Raw genomic sequence first — 15,999 nt, forward strand, 5'->3', positions numbered from 1 at the left:
GTTCACAGGCGCGTGAACAAAGAATATACATGCTTTCCTGTGGACCATTATGTCGGTCGTGATTGCGTCAAAAACCTATCCGACTATGTTCAGACTAGATATTTTGAATTGGAATGAATAATGGCCAACGACATCAAGCGCATTGCCGCAATCATTGCAGCGGAGATCAACGCAAAGCCCGAACAGGCAGTTGCCGCCATTGGTCTTCTGGATGAAGGCTCAACCGTGCCGTTTGTCGCGCGCTACCGCAAGGAAGTCACCGGCGGGCTTGACGACACGCAACTACGCACGCTGGATGAGCGACTTTCTTATCTGCGTGAGCTTGAGGCGCGGCGCACTTCCATTCTGGAATCAATCCGCGGACAGGAAAAGCTGACGCCGGAACTCGAACTGAAAATTGCTGCTGTTCAGACCAAAGCAGAACTTGAAGATCTTTATCTGCCCTATAAGCCCAAGCGCCGCACCAAAGCCGAAATTGCGCGCGAACGCGGCCTTGGGCCACTGGCCGAAACCATCCTGACGGACCGCAGGCTCGTACCCGCCGATATTGCGGCGCAATATGTCACTGGCGATGTCGCTGATTTAAAGGCTGCACTTGATGGTGCACGCGACATCATTGCCGAAGGTTTTTCGGAAAACGCCGAACTCATCGGCAATTTGCGCAATTACCTCAAAGACCGTGCGGTATTGCGCTCGCGTGTCGTGGACGGCAAGCAAGAAGCTGGCGCGAAATTCTCGGATTATTTCGATCATTTTGAACGCTGGGCAAATGTTGCAGGCCACCGCGCTCTGGCGATGCTACGCGGTCGCAACGAGGATTTTCTGTCACTCGATATTGAAATCGATGCCGACGATACTTCCCCTGTCAAACCCGTCGAGCGCAAAATCGCAGCCGCTTACAACATCGGTGCAACCCTGCCCGGTGATCGCTGGCTGATGGAAGTCGCGGGTTGGGCGTGGCGCGTCAAACTTTCGCTGTCCTTGTCGCTCGATCTCATGCGCGACCTGCGTGAACGTTCTGAAGAAGAAGCAATCAACGTTTTTGCGCGCAACCTCAAAGACCTGTTGTTAGCTGCACCTGCCGGTTCGCGTGCAACCATGGGCCTTGATCCGGGCATCCGCACCGGCGTGAAAGTCGCAATCGTCGATGAAACCGGAAAGCTGCTCGACACAACGACAGTCTACCCGTTTCCGCCCAAGAACGATGTGCGCGGCACGCAGGCCGAGCTTGCAAACCTGATCCGCAAACACAAGATCGAGCTGATTGCGATTGGAAACGGCACCGGAAGCCGCGAAACCGAAAGGCTGGTCGTGGACATGCTCTCCGACATGCCAGCGCCAAAGCCGCTCAAAGTCATTGTGTCGGAAGCGGGTGCATCGGTCTATTCAGCCTCCGCAACCGCTGCGGCTGAATTCCCGCAACTTGATGTGTCGCTGCGCGGTGCGGTCTCGATTGCACGCCGTTTGCAAGACCCATTGGCAGAGCTTGTGAAAATCGAGCCAAAATCCATTGGCGTCGGTCAGTATCAGCACGACGTCGACCAGGTCCGGCTTGCCCGCTCGCTGGACGCCGTGGTTGAAGACGCCGTGAACGCTGTCGGTGTCGATCTCAACATGGCATCCGCGCCGCTCCTCGCACGTGTCTCCGGTCTCGGAAAATCTCTCGCGGAAGCAATCGTTGCGCATCGTGACGAAGTCGGAGCTTTCAAGAACCGTAAAGAACTTTTAAAAGTCGCCCGCCTTGGCAACCGCGCGTTTGAACAATGCGCAGGCTTTTTGCGTATCGCGAACGGCACCGAGCCGCTCGATGCGTCCTCCGTTCACCCGGAAGCCTATGGTGTTGCCAAGAAGATCGTTTCTGCCTGCGGCCGCGATGTGCGTAGCCTCATGGGTGATAGCGCAGCACTTAAGGCGCTCGATCCACGCGTCTTTGTCGATGAGCGCTTTGGTCTGCCGACCGTGCGCGACATCATTGCGGAACTCGACAAGCCGGGCCGCGATCCACGTCCGGGCTTTAAAACCGCAACTTTTGCGGATGGCATTGATGACATCAAAGACCTGAAACCCGGCATGATGCTCGAAGGTACAGTGACGAATGTTGCAGCTTTCGGCGCATTCGTCGACATCGGCGTGCATCAGGACGGGCTTGTTCACGTCTCACAGCTTGCTGATAAGTTTGTCAAAGACCCGCATGAAGTGGTCAAGGCTGGCGATGTGGTGAAAGTCCGCGTGACAGAAGTCGACGTGCCACGCAAGCGCATTGGCCTCACAATGCGCAAAGAGGGTGGCGAAGCCACCGGGCGTAAAGAGGGTGGCACAACGCTTGCGCCTCGCGAGACTGGCCCGCGCGATCAGCGACCTATTCAGAATGGGGCAAAAAACTTCACGCCACCGCGCAAGCAGGAACAGCCTTCAACCGGCGGCTTTGGTGCCGCCTTGCTTGAGGCTATGAAAAAGAAATAATCTCAAGCCGCCAATTAAGCCTGCGCAACGACGATGGACAAAGCAAGATGAGCTGGAACGGCGCTGGCCCGTTTCAGCATAGCGTTCAGGGAAGTTGCGCCCCTGATTTCGGTGTGATTTTCGACTGCATGAGATACTGCTCCAGCATGATTGCGCTGCATACGCGCCGAGATTGAGCAGATACTATCATATCGGGAAACGCGATCTGTTCTGTTCATTTTACACCTCAAGAACATATTCCTGAAACATCGTTGGGAATGCAAAATGCCCACACTAAGATATTATCTAAGTGTGGGCATATCGGATATTCACTTCAATTATATGACGGTGTTCAGGCGCTTTAGATAATTATCTCAGCTGCATGCGCCACCTGTGCGCCTGCTTCATAATAAGCTTCGCGCAGACCACGAAAACTCTGCTCCTTCGGATCGCTAACCGGCAGTGGCAGATCAACTTCCCCGATCTCACCTGAAACCAGCTTTGCAAGATACTTGCCGAAAACTGTGCCCGGCGCGATGCCACGTCCATTATAACCCGAGAATCCCACGACATTACGGCCAAGGCGATGGAACTTCGGCAGGCTGTCATTGGTCATCCCGATCTTACCGTACCATTCCGACTCAAATTCCACTTCGCCGATTTGCGGGAAGAGACGCTTGAGCGACTTCTTTGCCCATGCCTTATGCACACTCGAACCCGTATTGCGCAGTGCACCAACGCTGCCGAACACAAGACGACCCTGCTGATCAAAACGGAAGGAGGACAGAACTTCCTTGGTATCCCAGGCACCCTGACGTTCCGGCAGAATGCTCTTCTTCACATTGTCTGAAAGCGGCTTTGTCGCCATGTTGAAATAGGGCAGATGCACCAGTTCCGCGCGCACCTCTGCCCACGGCACATTGGTATAGGCATTAGTTGCAACGACAACCCAGTTAGCCGTAACCGTACCCTCAGCAGTCTTGACCACCCATTTGCCGTTTTGTTCACTGGCGCCTGTCACCGGGCTTGCGGTAAATATTTGCGCACCGGCAGCAACGGCAGCACTGGCAAGCCCGCGCACATAGGCGAGCGGCTGAATTGTACCGGCGCGCAGATCGAGCAGCGATCCGGAATAGGCCTTGGTGCCGACTTTGGCTTCGGTTTCCTGCGCGTTGAGCAGCTTCACGTTTGCACCGCGCCGCGCCCACTGCTCATAGCGAGCTTCAATATCTTTGAGGCCGTTTTTACCTACTGAACAATGAAGCGTGCCTTGCTTTTCAACTTCGCAAGCAATCTTGTGCTTCTCAATCAGTTCAAAAACGAGCTTTGGGGCATTGCCGAGCACGTCGAGCAGACGGTCACCATATTGCTGACCAAGCACGCCCGGCAGATCATCCGGCATGACCCACATGCCAGCATTGACGAGGCCCACATTGCGGCCCGAACCGCCATAGCCGATTTCAATGCCTTCCAGCACGACAGCGTTGGTGCCTTTTTCAGCCAGATGCAAAGCCGTCGAAAGGCCGGTAAATCCGCCGCCGACAATCACCACATCGGCAGACAGATCACCTTTCAGCGATGTGGTCTTTGGTGCGGCTGGAGCTGTCTTCTCCCAAAGACCATGCGAGCGAGGATCGTTCAACATTGAAGGCAACCATTTCTTATTTTGGAAAACTGGCGGTTTTTACCGTCGCAACTATTTCATGCTGTGGAAGCCACAAGAACAGCAATATTTCTGCAACAATTCATGCCGGTTGGGAATGACCTAGTGTGGTGGATTTGAAGTTCCTATCATTTGTGTTGCATTCACGTTTAGGAACTTCAAATCCGTAAACCACACTAGATTCAAAATTTTACTCGTATGGCTTAGAACCCGAAATTCGCACCGAGAAACTGCTTCAAAGTGATACGAATTTCGCGTTCGCCATACTAGACTAAAGGACAACGTTCCCCACCTGTCCTGCGATCCACTGACAAAAAACCTGCGTCAGCGGGTTCTCAAGCTTGCCTTCTGGAACCACGAGATAATAGTCATTCTCGGTACGCATCGGCTGCTCGAAAAGCATAACCAATTCGCCATTCCGCAATTCCTGTTCAATCAGATAAAGCGGCAAAAGCGCATAGCCAAGACCAGCAAGAGCCGCACCAATCACCATCGAAAACTGATCGAAACGGTGGCCACGATAGGCAGATTTTCCCTCAATTCCGCAGCTTTCAAACCATTGCGCCCACATTTTGGGGCGGGTTGCGAGATGCAACAGCGGTTCGTTTTCCAGCTCTTCCGGGGTTAACGGATGGCGTGCTTTCAGAAGGCTTGGACTTGCCACAGGCACAATCACTTCGGAGCACAGGAAAGTGCAGGTCGCATGGGCCCAGACCGGCTGGCCATAATGAATGGCCAGATCAAACGGCTGTTCTTCAAAGTCAAAAACGCCAGAACGTGACGCAACATTGATCGCAATGCCGGGATGCTTTTCGATAAAATCGGGAATGCGCGGCATCAACCAACGCGTCCCGAAGGTCGGCAAGGTTGCCACGCTGAACGACGATGTCGATTGCGCCGATGCCATGGCGCGCAGCATCGTGTCTTCTGTCTGATTGAGCAAACGCCGCACTTCCGGCAGGAACTTTCGCCCTGCATCAGACAGAAGAATACGCTGGCGGATGCGCTCAAATAACAATACGCCAAGCTGGCCTTCGAGATCTTTGATCTGACGGCTAACCGCACTTTGCGTAAGGTTGAGTTCGTTAGCAGCTTGCGTGAAACTGCCGTGGCGTGCTGCGCATTCAAATGCCTGTAGCGTGGCAATATCGGGGATCAGTCTCCTGCTAAGCTTCATTCCATTCTCGCATTAACATAGTTGCGTTCGTTGCGATCATAACGGCAAAACCGCTGATATGATACATTTTCATCATAATCATGGCATGTTCCTCCCGCAAAAAACATGTCCGCCCCCAAGATGACCCAAGTTCTACGGAAGCTTTTGCAATGAACACGCAGAAATACGTTTCACCCGATGCCATTCGCTCCGCCTTTTCGGCAGCCATGTCGGGCATGTATAAGGAAGAAGTGCCTGCTTATGGCACATTGATGGAACTCGTCTCCGATGTGAACGCAAAGGTTCTCGCAGACGACAAGCATCTGCATGAGCGTCTAACGGAAACAGATTCGCTCGAACGCATTTCCGAAGAACGTCACGGTGCAATTCGTTTGGGTACAGCCGCCGAACTTTCGATGATGCGCCGCGTTTTTGCGGTCATGGGCATGTTCCCTGTCGGCTATTACGATCTGAGTGCTGCTGGCGTGCCAGTGCATTCCACCGCCTTCCGCCCAATCGACGATGCAGCACTCAAGCACAATCCGTTCCGTGTTTTCACCTCGTTGCTGCGCCTTGATCTGATCTCTGATGAGACGCTGCGTGCAGAATCGGAAGAAGTGCTCGCGAAGCGCAACATCTTCACGCCGGGCGCGATTGCGCTTGTCGAGAAGGCAGAAGCCAATGGTGGCCTTGATGAAGGTGATGCGAAGGTTTTCGTTGTAGAAGTGCTCGAAACGTTCCGCTGGCACGATCATGCCAATGTCAGCGCCGAGCTTTACCATCGCCTCCACGATGCGCATCGCCTGATCGCTGACGTTGTTTCCTTCAAGGGTCCGCACATCAATCACCTGACACCGCGCACGCTCGACATCGACGCTGTGCAGGTTCAGATGCCAGATCGCGGCATCAACCCGAAGGCAGTTGTCGAAGGTCCACCAACCCGCAAATGCCCGATCCTTCTGCGCCAGACCTCGTTCAAGGCACTGGAAGAAGAAGTTTCGTTCGTCAGCGCAGATGGCACCTGGACCCCAGGCTCCCACACTGCCCGTTTCGGTGAAATCGAACAGCGCGGCGTAGCGTTAACACCAAAGGGCCGCGCGCTTTACGACAAGCTGCTCAACGACACCCGTGCCACTGCCCGCCCTGCCCCAGATGGCTCAAACTCGGCTGAATATGTGAAGGCACTGAGCGACACATTTGCCGCTTTCCCTGACACATGGGCAGGCGTGCGTGAAGAAGCGCTTGGCTATTTCGCCTATTCGGTCAAGGATGCCGCACGTCTTGCAGCATTCAAACCTGATACCGATATTGAAACTCTGATCGAAGGCGGCGCAGTCCAGTTCGATCCGATCATCTATGAAGACTTCCTGCCGGTCAGTGCCGCTGGTATCTTCCAGTCCAATCTGGGCGACGACGATGCGCAGGATTTTGTGGAAAGCCCGAACCAGAAGCGTTTCGAGGAAGACCTTGGCGCCAAAGTTCTTAATGAATTCGAGCATTATGCTCGTATCGAACGCGAATCCATTGAAGCTGTACAGGCCCGCTTTAGCGGTCTTGAAGCAGCAGAATAATAATTAGACAGGCTAAGAGGATTAATATGAACACCGCTGTTAAAAAACTCGACGTGAAAAAAGAAGCCGCTGATCTGCTTTCAAAGCTTGGCGTTGACGCAGCCATTTACACGTCGGGCGACCTCGCTGGCTTCAGCCCGGTCTCCGGTGAACAGATCGCTTCGATCAAGACCCACAGCAAAGAAGATGCAGTTAAAATCATCGACAAGGCTGACGAAGCTTTCCGCGCTTGGCGCACCGTTCCAGCTCCAAAGCGTGGCGAACTGATCCGCCTCTTGGGTGAAGAACTCCGCGCTTCCAAGGAAGATCTGGGCCGTCTCGTTTCGCTCGAAGCTGGTAAAATTCCTTCGGAAGGCCTCGGCGAAGTACAGGAAATGATCGACATCTGCGATTTCGCAGTTGGTCTGTCGCGTCAGCTTTACGGCCTCACAATCGCTACCGAACGTGCTGGCCATCGCATGATGGAAACCTGGCATCCACTTGGCGTTGTCGGCGTTATCTCGGCCTTCAACTTCCCAGTTGCTGTCTGGGCATGGAACTCCGCTCTTGCTATCGTTTGCGGCAACTCGGTTGTCTGGAAGCCATCGGAAAAGACCCTGCTCACCGCTATTGCATGTGACGCAATCCTGAAGCGCGCCATCAAGCGTTTTGGCGATGCTCCAGAAGGTCTTGCTGAAGTCGTGCTCGGCGACCGTACTGTTGGTGAAGTTCTTGTTGACAGCCCGAAGGTTCCTGTTCTTTCGGCAACCGGTTCGACCCGCATGGGCCGCGAAGTTGGTCCACGCCTTGCAAAGCGTTTTGCGCGTGCAATCCTCGAACTCGGCGGCAACAATGCCGGTATCGTCTGCCCATCGGCAGATCTCGACATGGCACTGCGCGCAATCGCTTTCGGTGCAATGGGCACTGCTGGTCAGCGTTGCACCACACTGCGTCGTCTGTTCGTACATGAAAGCGTTTATGACGCACTCGTTCCACGTCTGCAGAAAGCCTATGCCAGCGTTACCGTTGGTTCGCCGCTCGAAACCACGGCTCTGGTTGGTCCGTTGATCGACAAGGTTGCTTTCGACAACATGCAGAAGGCACTCAAGGAAGCCGCCGCTCACGGCGGTAAGGTACAGGGCGGCGAACGCGTCGATGCTGGCCATGAAAACGCTTACTACGTGCGTCCGGCAATCGTCGAAATGCCAAAGCAGCAGGGCCCGGTTCTCGAAGAAACCTTCGCACCGATCCTTTATGTCATGAAGTATTCCGATTTCGACGACGTGCTGGCAAGCCATAATGAAGTTGGCGCAGGCCTGTCCTCGTCGATCTTCACGCTCAACCTTCAGGAAGCAGAGCGCTTCCTTTCGGTTGAAGGTTCGGATTGCGGGATTGCAAACGTCAATATCGGCACTTCGGGTGCTGAAATCGGTGGCGCATTCGGCGGCGAAAAGGAAACCGGCGGCGGCCGTGAATCGGGTTCGGATGCGTGGAAGGGCTATATGCGCCGCGCAACCAACACCATCAACTACTCGAAGGCGCTGCCGCTCGCACAGGGCGTTTCCTTCGACATCGACTAATCGATCTCGCGATAAATCAAAAAAACCCCGCCAAAAGCGGGGTTTTTTATTATCTCAACATTCGCGATTAGCGAGATTGTCGTTATGACGTGTCGAAAATCGTGACTTTTGAGAACCAGCGCGCAGCGTACTTGAGTACATGAGCACCGGAAGCGCAGAGAATCGCCATTTGCAGACCGTCAGTGCGTAAATATCGACTGGTCGATCAGCCCATACGTTCGGAGGCGAATGATCCTGGAGAGGCTGGAAATACAACGGTGCGATTGCCGTTGAGGAATGATCGGTGATGAATATGCGCGTGCACAGCGCGCGCCAGAACCTGTGCTTCAACATCACGGCCAATCGACACATAATCGGCTGCGCTCTGCGCATGGGTCACACGAGCAACGTCCTGCTCGATGATCGGACCTTCATCAAGATCGGCGGTTACATAATGCGCAGTGGCACCAATCAGCTTCACACCGCGCTCATAGGCCTGCTTGTAAGGGTTTGCACCCTTAAACGACGGCAGAAAGGAGTGGTGGATATTGATGATGCGTCCCGACATTTTCTGGCAAAGCGGATCAGACAACACCTGCATATAGCGCGCCAGCACCACAAGCTCAGTGCCGGTAACGTTCACAATATCCAGCAGCCGTTGTTCAGCCTCGGGCTTATTGGCCTTGGTGACAGCGACATGATGGAAAGGAATGTCGTGATTGACGACAACCTTCTGGTAATCGAAGTGGTTCGACACAACACCAACAATATCGATTGGCAGTGCCCCGATTTTCCAGCGATAGAGGAGATCGTTGAGGCAATGACCAAAACGCGACACCATAAGCAAAGTCTTGGTGCGATGGGCATTGTCGTGGAAATCGAAGTCCATCTCAAAAGGTGCTGCGACTGGCACAAAGCCATCACGCAAAACATCAAGCGCCACACCGTCTTCGGAAATGAAACTGACGCGCATGAAAAAGCGGCCCGTGTCGAGATCATCGAACTGGGCGCTGTCGATGATATTGCACCCTTTACCCGACAAATAACCCGAAATGGCGGCAACAATACCGCGGGTGGACTTGCAGGTGACGGTCAGGACAAAGTTATGCATCGGACTTCCTTAATTACGCTGGTGTCATGACACCGTGAGTCTTAATCCACACCACGATGTCCGCCATGCCAGAATGCGTAATGCACTGACCGGATTGCGCTATCAAGTGATTTATACGGTTGATGTCACCTTGTTGAGGTGCCGGGGCTTATCCGGATCGTAGCCCTTGCGACGCGTGACTGTTTCAATGATCCGATAATAATTGATGAGCGAAACCAGCGGGTCGAGATGACCATTGCCAGTGCTGGCTGACGGTACATGATGGCCCGGCACCGTAACATCACCAAATGAAACAAGGTTTGCGCCGAACGACCCAAGCCTACCCAGTGCCTGAATGTTTGTTTCAAGCGCCTCATCCTGCGGAATGAACGACAAAATTGGAAAGCCGGTTTCCACCAGCCGCATCGGTCCATGCATCAGCTCGGCAAGCGAAAAAGCCTCGGCATGAATATTTGCCGTTTCCTTGGCCTTGAGTGCCGCCTCAAGCGAAATCGCATAGGCCGTGCCACGTCCGCCAGTGAACAGCGACTTTGCCTCAACCAACAGGTCTTCCACCACCTCGCGGCCTTCCGGCTTTGTAGCAGCCAACGCTTCCGGCAAGCGGCTCAAACCATCTCTTAGCCGCACGTCGTTGCTGGCGGCAGCCACCACGCCTGAAAGTGCCGCCACTGATGCAATGAAGGACTTGGTGGCGGCAACGCTTTTCTCTTCGCCAGCATGAAGCGCAAGCACAATGTCAGCACCCTTCGCAAGCGGACTATCAGTCACGTTAACAACGGCAACTGTCGTTGCACCGCCCCGTTTTGCTGCATCCTGCACCGCAATGATATCCGGGCTTGCACCCGATTGCGACACGGTGAAATGCAGCCCACCGTTGAGTCTCAGTTTCGCACCATAAACAGACGCAACCGACGGTCCGATGGAAGCAACCGGAATGCCGGTGGCAATCTCCATCAGATACTTGAAGAATGTCGCAGCATGGTCAGACGAGCCGCGCGCAGCCGTCGTAATCACTGGTGGCGATTTTTCAAACAAGCGCCCAATTTCCGCAAATGTTCCGGCCTCAGCTGCAAGAAGTTTAGCCACAACATCTGGCGACTGATCGGTTTCTTGCAGCATAAGCGATGGAGCAGTTTGCATGATTGTTCTCCGGTTGGGTCGCCCAACTCATATCAATGTTGTGGCTTTGGCTCCACCGCCGTTTGCGTATTTTTTATATCCGGTTCCTTGATGCGGAACCATGCCACATAAAGCGCTGGCAGGAACAGAAGCGTAATCGCTGTTCCGGCAATGATACCGCCCATCATGGCATAGGCCATCGGCCCCCAGAACACTTCACGGGCAATCGGAATCAGCGCCAGACTTGCAGCCGCTGCGGTCAAAGCAATCGGTCGCATACGATGCTGACTTGCATCAACAACCGCATCCCACGGATGCATACCCTCGGTAATATGCTCTTCAACCTGTACAATCAGAATGACCGAATTTCGGATGAGAATACCGATTAGCGCCAGCACACCCAGAATTGCCACGAAGCCAAGCGGCTGACCACTCGGCAGCAGTGCCGCAACTACCCCGATCAGCCCGAGTGGTGCGACGGCAACCACAAGGAACAGCCGCTGAAAACTCTGCAACTGAATCATCAGCACAGTTGCCATAACGAAGAGCATCAGCGGCACTACGGCTGCAATCGGCCCCTGACTCTTGCCGCTTTCTTCAACCGTACCCGCCGTTACAATCGAATAGCCCGCTGGCAGCTTTTCGATGAAACTATTCACCGAAGGCTGCAACTCGCTGACGATTGTATCCGGCATGGTCGTGTCGTTGATACCGGCAGCCACCGTAATCGTTGGAATGCGCGAACGGCGATAAACAACCGGCTGTTCAAGCTCGTAGCGGAAATTGGCAATGGCTGCGAGCGGGACAGAACTGCCGTTGCCCGTTGCAATCTGCAAGCTCTGCAATGTGTCAATGGAATCGCGTTCGTGCTTCTGCGCCCGCACAATCACATCAATCAGATAGATCGAATCGCGCACCTGCGTGATCGGAATACCACCCACCACGCCATTAAGCGTCGTCGCAATATCCTTGGATGAAATGCCGAGCTTGCGCGCCTTGTCCTGCATCACATCAACACGAATAACCCGGCCCGGTTCATTCCAGTTATAGCTGACAACACCCAAGCGCTTGTCCGCGCTCATGACGCCCGCAAAATCCTGCGCGATACCACGCAGTTCCTGAATATCAGGTCCAGAAATACGATACTGCACCGGACGACCAACCGGCGGTCCGAGTTCTAGGAATTTCACAAACGTATCAGTGCCGACATAATCCTTGCGCAGAACTTCATCGAACTTCGCTTTCAGACGGTCACGCGCTTCGACGTCCTTAGCAACCACGACCATCTGCCCGAAATAGGGATTGGCTGGCTGCACATCGAATGACAGGATGAAGCGGATCGCGCTCTGGCCGACATAGGTGCTCCAATGCTCAATATCTGGATTGTCCTTGAGCATTGTCTGCTCAAAACGCTCCATCTGCGCTTTGGTGTCAGCGATTGAACTGTTCTGCGGCAATGTCCAGTCTATCACCAGTTCGGGGCGATCCGACTCCGGGAAAAACTGGCGCTCGATAAAGCCCATTCCAAAAACCGAGACGACAAATAAGGCGATTGTCGCGACAATCGTGATCCACTTATGGCGCATTGCCAGCAGCAATGTCTTTGAAAAAGCTTGAAAAAAGCGGCTGGGCTTATGCTCATGATGCTTCATCTTTTTCGGCAATATAGTCACGCCGAGAAGCGGCGCAAATAACACGGCCACAATCCACGAAACGATCAGTGAAACCGCAATCACAACAAACAGCGTATAGGTATATTCGCCCGCCTGACTGGAATTAAGACCAATCGGGATGAAGCCTGCAATGGTCACAAGCGTTCCCGTCAGCATCGGGAATGCCGTATGGGAATAGACGTAAGTCGCAGCCTTATTGATAGGGTCGCCCTTTTCCAGCCGCGCCACCATCATCTCGACCGCAATCATCGCATCATCGACGAGAAGCCCGAGCGAGATAATCAAAGCACCCAAGGAAACGCGTTGCAGCGAAATATCCATCAATGACATGACAAGAAAGGTAATCGCCAGCACCAGCGGGATCGACAGCGAAACCACAAAGCCTGCGCGAAGACCAAGGCTTATGAAACTCACGGCCAGAACAATGACCACCGCTTCAAATAGCGCTTTGGTGAATCCGGACACAGCATCCTGAACCACTTCCGGCTGGTCAGCAACCTTGGAAACATTGATACCAACAGGCAGATCGGTCTTCACCTTATCCATCATGGCATCAAGTTTTTCGCCAAACTCCAGCAGATTGCCATTTGGCTTCATACCAACCGCAATCCCGATGGCATCTTCGCCATTGACGCGGAAAATCGCTGTCGGCGGATCAACATAACCGCGCGTGATCGTGGCAACATCCGAGAGGCGGAAGAAGCGATCATTGACACGCAGATTGACGGCGCGAAGATCATCCTCGGAGTTAAACTGACCACTCACCCGCACGCTGATACGTTCCGGCCCAGCCTGCACGACGCCAGAAGGCGTAATTGCATTCTGATCCTGAAGCGCTTTCAGAATTGCTTGCTGATCGAGACCAAGGGCTGCCACCTGACGCGTCGAGAACTCAAGATAGATCGCCTCATCCTGCGCACCGATCAGTTCGACCTTGCCAGCGCTTGGAATGGTCAGAATTTTGGTACGCACATCCTCCGCATAATCGCGAAGCTGACGCATCGATAGCCCATCCGATGTAAAGGCATAAATATTGCCAAACACATCGCCAAACTTGTCGTTATAATAAGGACCATAAACGCCCTCTGGAAGATTGGGCTTGATGTCATCGAGCATGTGCCGCACTTGCGTCCAGGCCTCTGTGACCTCTTTTTTACGCACGGTATCTTTCAGAAACACGAATACGACTGACTTGCCCGGTGTTGTCACACTGCGCGTATAATCCAGCGTATCCAGTTCTTCGAGCTTCTTTTCAAGGCGGTCCGTGACTTGGTTCATCGTCTCATCAATAGATGCCCCCGGCCAACTTGCCTGAACAACCATCGTTTTGACGGTAAATTCTGGATCTTCTGCGCGGCCCAGATCAAGGTAGGAGACGAAGCCCGCAACCAGAAACACCAGCATGAAATACCAGACCAGCGAACGATGGTTCAAAGCCCAGTCAGAAAGATTAAAACCTTTTTTCACAGGCCGCTTCCCTTCGCATCCAGTCGGACTTTTTGTCCTTCTTCAAGCTGGTTCACACCAGCCGTTGCCACGTAGCTACCCACTTCAACATTATTGGCCATAAAACTATCGCGCTCACGCTCCACAACCTGAACATCATGGAGGCTTACGGTCTGCATTTTGGGATCAACGACCCAGATTGCGGTTTTACCGTCTTTTTCCACCAGAGCCTCTATCGGCAGAATCACATGATCTTTCTGCGACCGTGTGCGGCCTGCACGAATGGTTGCCCCAAGCCGGAAGCCTTCTGGTGGATTTTCAAGTGCTATGCGAACACGACGTGTTCTGGTCTGCGCATCTGCTTGCGGCGCAACTTCACGCACTGTCCCCTGTCCCGTCACGCTTCCATCAGCCTGAAGCTGCACATGAAACGGTGTTCCCGGCACAAAAAACTCTGTCATATTGTCGGGTATATCAAGCACGGCTTCGCGAATATCCGGTCGTGCCACCGTCATCACCGCTTGTCCCGCGGCAACCACTTGTCCAACTTCTGCATTGGTGGCTGAAATAACACCGTCAAAATCCGGACTTAGTACAGCATAGCCACGCTGATCTTCCGCCTTACGCAAACCAGCCTGTGCTTTTTGAAGCCCCGCCTCAGCACTGTCACGCGCCTGTTTTGCGGCATCGTAATCGGCTTGTGAAATATTGCTGCCTTTGAGCAGAATATTAAGACGCCCCTCACTCGCAGCAGCATTGGCAAATTGGGCCTGAGCACTTGCAAGATCAGCCTTTGCCGCCTGCACAGAAAGATCAAGTGCCGTAGGATCAAGCATCGCGACTGTCTCGCCTTTATTAACGAGATCACCAACGATGACAGGACGTGCAATCAGTCGCCCCAGCACCCGAAAAGCAAGATCCGTGGAATAGCGCGGTTCGATCGTACCGGCAAAACTGGTTTGTATCGCAGGCTTTGGCGTAGCGATTGTGTAAAGCACCGGACGAACAGGGGAAGCGTCTGACGACTTATCATCTTCCTTGCCACACGCTGCAAGCACAACAAGCGTCCCCGCCAAAGCAAGAGAACCAAAGAATTTCATTGTCGACCTCATTGCGCTGCTGCCCCTTCAAGACCTTGAACAATCTCTGTCTGGGCACCTGCGCGCAACATCTGCGCACCCTTGGTCACAACAAGATCACCTTCATTCAGACCGGACGCAACGATCACCCGCTCTTTTTCAAAAGCAAGCACCTGAACCGGAACCAGCGCTGCAAGCTTCGTATCCTTGGCCACGCGCCACACAGCCGTATTCCCGGCATCCGATGTGACAGCGCTCCAAGGCAGAATAAACACTTCCTGGCCATCCATATGCACGGTGCCGGTCACGATTGCACCAAGCGCCATTTGCGCAGGCACTTCCGAAATGCCAACCTTCACGCGCACAGTGCCTGTCTGCGCATCGACCACCGGAGAAATTTCGCGAATGCTGCCTTCGGTCTTAACATCTTCATCAGAAAGCAAACCCAGCGTCACGCCCATCCCAATCTTGGCGTGATTGACGAGCGTTTCCTGCACATCGAAAATCGCATCGCGCGCACCGTCTTCGGCAATCGAAAAAGCGGTTTGCGCAGCCTGCACCACCTGACCGCTTTCAACATTGCGCGCGGTAATGACACCTGAGACTGGTGCACGAAGGTCTGTGTAAGAAAGTTCATCACTTGCATTTCCAAGCTGACTTTCAGCAGTTTTAAGGGTGCTTTCAGCAGTGCGCAAAACCTGTTGCGCCTGATCAAACTGACTGCGTGTGGTAAAACCCTGTCCAAGCAAGGCTTGCTGACGGTTAAAACTTGCCTGCGCCTGAACAAGCTGCGCTTTCGCTGCATCCTGTGATGCTTGTGCCACGCGCATGTTCGCCTGCTGCTCGGCATTGTCGATCCGGGCAAGAACCTCACCCTTATCGACATGCTGGCCGACTTCGACCATGCGCTCGACAACCTGACCATTAAGCCGAAACGATACATTAACCAGCGAACGCGCAGCAATCGCACCCGAAAGCGTCAATTCTGGTTGGTAATCGACCAGCTTAATCTGTGTGACGGCAACCGGAATGACACCGCTCATTTCGGCACGCGCCTCAAGGCCCGAAGCCAGAAAAGCACTCGTCACAATAACAACACTCGCAATCGCTTTGCGCACCCTCTGCCCCGCATGAACAAGAGGAGAAATTCTTGTGGCCATTTAAACGATTCTCACTGGTTTATTCGGAGGCACGATGCAAC

Annotated in this window: 11 protein-coding genes; 3 read left to right on the forward strand and 8 right to left on the reverse strand. The window is 53.7% G+C overall.

Annotated features, from left to right (window positions below; genetic code table 11):
• The first annotated feature begins 120 nt into the window (after nt 1-120).
• Nucleotides 121-2,463, forward strand: a complete 2,343-nt coding sequence (locus CEV31_RS02475; protein WP_094505325.1) for a Tex family protein — start codon at nt 121-123, stop codon at nt 2,461-2,463.
• Between the two features lie 14 nt (nt 2,464-2,477).
• Here CEV31_RS02475 and CEV31_RS20840 read toward each other — a convergent pair whose 3' ends face one another.
• From CEV31_RS20840 to CEV31_RS02485, 3 genes are all read right to left on the reverse strand, one after another.
• Entirely contained in the window at nt 2,478-2,681 is a 204-nt protein-coding gene (locus CEV31_RS20840) for a hypothetical protein (protein ID WP_143850894.1), read from the reverse strand.
• Nucleotides 2,682-2,803: 122 nt separating this feature from the next.
• Nucleotides 2,804-4,087 (reverse strand): NAD(P)/FAD-dependent oxidoreductase, encoded by a 1,284-nt coding sequence (locus CEV31_RS02480; protein ID WP_094505326.1) that lies wholly within the window; start codon nt 4,085-4,087, stop codon nt 2,804-2,806.
• A 289-nt stretch (nt 4,088-4,376) separates the two neighbouring features.
• Nucleotides 4,377-5,282 carry a LysR family transcriptional regulator gene (locus tag CEV31_RS02485; RefSeq protein WP_094505327.1) on the reverse strand — a complete coding sequence of 302 codons (906 nt, stop codon included), beginning with the start codon at nt 5,280-5,282 and terminating at the stop codon, nt 4,377-4,379.
• A gap of 149 nt (nt 5,283-5,431) precedes the next feature.
• Between CEV31_RS02485 and hglS the strand changes: the two genes are divergently transcribed.
• Together hglS and amaB are read left to right on the forward strand one after the other, a co-directional pair.
• Nucleotides 5,432-6,832, forward strand: a complete 1,401-nt coding sequence (hglS, locus tag CEV31_RS02490; protein ID WP_094505403.1) for a 2-oxoadipate dioxygenase/decarboxylase HglS — start codon at nt 5,432-5,434, stop codon at nt 6,830-6,832.
• Between the two features lie 26 nt (nt 6,833-6,858).
• Nucleotides 6,859-8,391 carry an L-piperidine-6-carboxylate dehydrogenase gene (amaB, locus tag CEV31_RS02495; RefSeq protein WP_007876181.1) on the forward strand — a complete coding sequence of 511 codons (1,533 nt, stop codon included), beginning with the start codon at nt 6,859-6,861 and terminating at the stop codon, nt 8,389-8,391.
• 205 nt (nt 8,392-8,596) lie between these two features.
• Here the strand turns inward: amaB and purU are convergent, their stop codons facing one another.
• From purU to CEV31_RS02520, 5 genes are all read right to left on the reverse strand, one after another.
• The gene (gene purU / locus CEV31_RS02500; RefSeq protein WP_094505328.1) at nt 8,597-9,481 is read right to left on the reverse strand and encodes a formyltetrahydrofolate deformylase; all 885 of its coding nucleotides are present in this window, start codon (nt 9,479-9,481) and stop codon (nt 8,597-8,599) included.
• A gap of 111 nt (nt 9,482-9,592) precedes the next feature.
• On the reverse strand, nt 9,593-10,621 hold the full coding sequence (locus CEV31_RS02505) for an SIS domain-containing protein (RefSeq protein WP_094505329.1): 1,029 nt from the start codon (nt 10,619-10,621) through the stop codon (nt 9,593-9,595).
• A 32-nt stretch (nt 10,622-10,653) separates the two neighbouring features.
• Nucleotides 10,654-13,740 (reverse strand): efflux RND transporter permease subunit, encoded by a 3,087-nt coding sequence (locus CEV31_RS02510; protein ID WP_094505330.1) that lies wholly within the window; start codon nt 13,738-13,740, stop codon nt 10,654-10,656.
• Nucleotides 13,737-14,831 (reverse strand): efflux RND transporter periplasmic adaptor subunit, encoded by a 1,095-nt coding sequence (locus CEV31_RS02515; protein ID WP_094505331.1) that lies wholly within the window; start codon nt 14,829-14,831, stop codon nt 13,737-13,739. Before CEV31_RS02515 ends, CEV31_RS02510 begins: the two co-directional genes overlap by 4 nt.
• Nucleotides 14,828-15,958 carry an efflux RND transporter periplasmic adaptor subunit gene (locus CEV31_RS02520; protein WP_094505332.1) on the reverse strand — a complete coding sequence of 377 codons (1,131 nt, stop codon included), beginning with the start codon at nt 15,956-15,958 and terminating at the stop codon, nt 14,828-14,830. The genes CEV31_RS02515 and CEV31_RS02520 overlap by 4 nt, the downstream gene beginning before the upstream one ends.
• Nucleotides 15,959-15,999: the final 41 nt, after the last annotated feature.

It is taken from the genome of Brucella thiophenivorans (assembly GCF_002252445.1).
GTDB classification, from domain to species: Bacteria; Pseudomonadota; Alphaproteobacteria; order Rhizobiales; family Rhizobiaceae; genus Brucella; species Brucella thiophenivorans.

Excerpts from the sequence above, each read along its gene's own strand:
- CEV31_RS02475 (WP_094505325.1), top strand. The coding sequence starts at position 121 with ATGGCCAACGACATCAAGCGCATTGCCGCAATCATTGCAGCGGAGATC.
- CEV31_RS20840 (WP_143850894.1), bottom strand. The coding sequence starts at position 2,681 with ATGAACAGAACAGATCGCGTTTCCCGATATGATAGTATCTGCTCAATC.
- CEV31_RS02480 (WP_094505326.1), bottom strand. The coding sequence starts at position 4,087 with ATGTTGAACGATCCTCGCTCGCATGGTCTTTGGGAGAAGACAGCTCCA.
- CEV31_RS02485 (WP_094505327.1), bottom strand. The coding sequence starts at position 5,282 with ATGAAGCTTAGCAGGAGACTGATCCCCGATATTGCCACGCTACAGGCA.
- hglS (WP_094505403.1), top strand. The coding sequence starts at position 5,432 with ATGAACACGCAGAAATACGTTTCACCCGATGCCATTCGCTCCGCCTTT.
- amaB (WP_007876181.1), top strand. The coding sequence starts at position 6,859 with ATGAACACCGCTGTTAAAAAACTCGACGTGAAAAAAGAAGCCGCTGAT.
- purU (WP_094505328.1), bottom strand. The coding sequence starts at position 9,481 with ATGCATAACTTTGTCCTGACCGTCACCTGCAAGTCCACCCGCGGTATT.
- CEV31_RS02505 (WP_094505329.1), bottom strand. The coding sequence starts at position 10,621 with ATGCAAACTGCTCCATCGCTTATGCTGCAAGAAACCGATCAGTCGCCA.
- CEV31_RS02515 (WP_094505331.1), bottom strand. The coding sequence starts at position 14,831 with ATGAGGTCGACAATGAAATTCTTTGGTTCTCTTGCTTTGGCGGGGACG.
- CEV31_RS02520 (WP_094505332.1), bottom strand. The coding sequence starts at position 15,958 with ATGGCCACAAGAATTTCTCCTCTTGTTCATGCGGGGCAGAGGGTGCGC.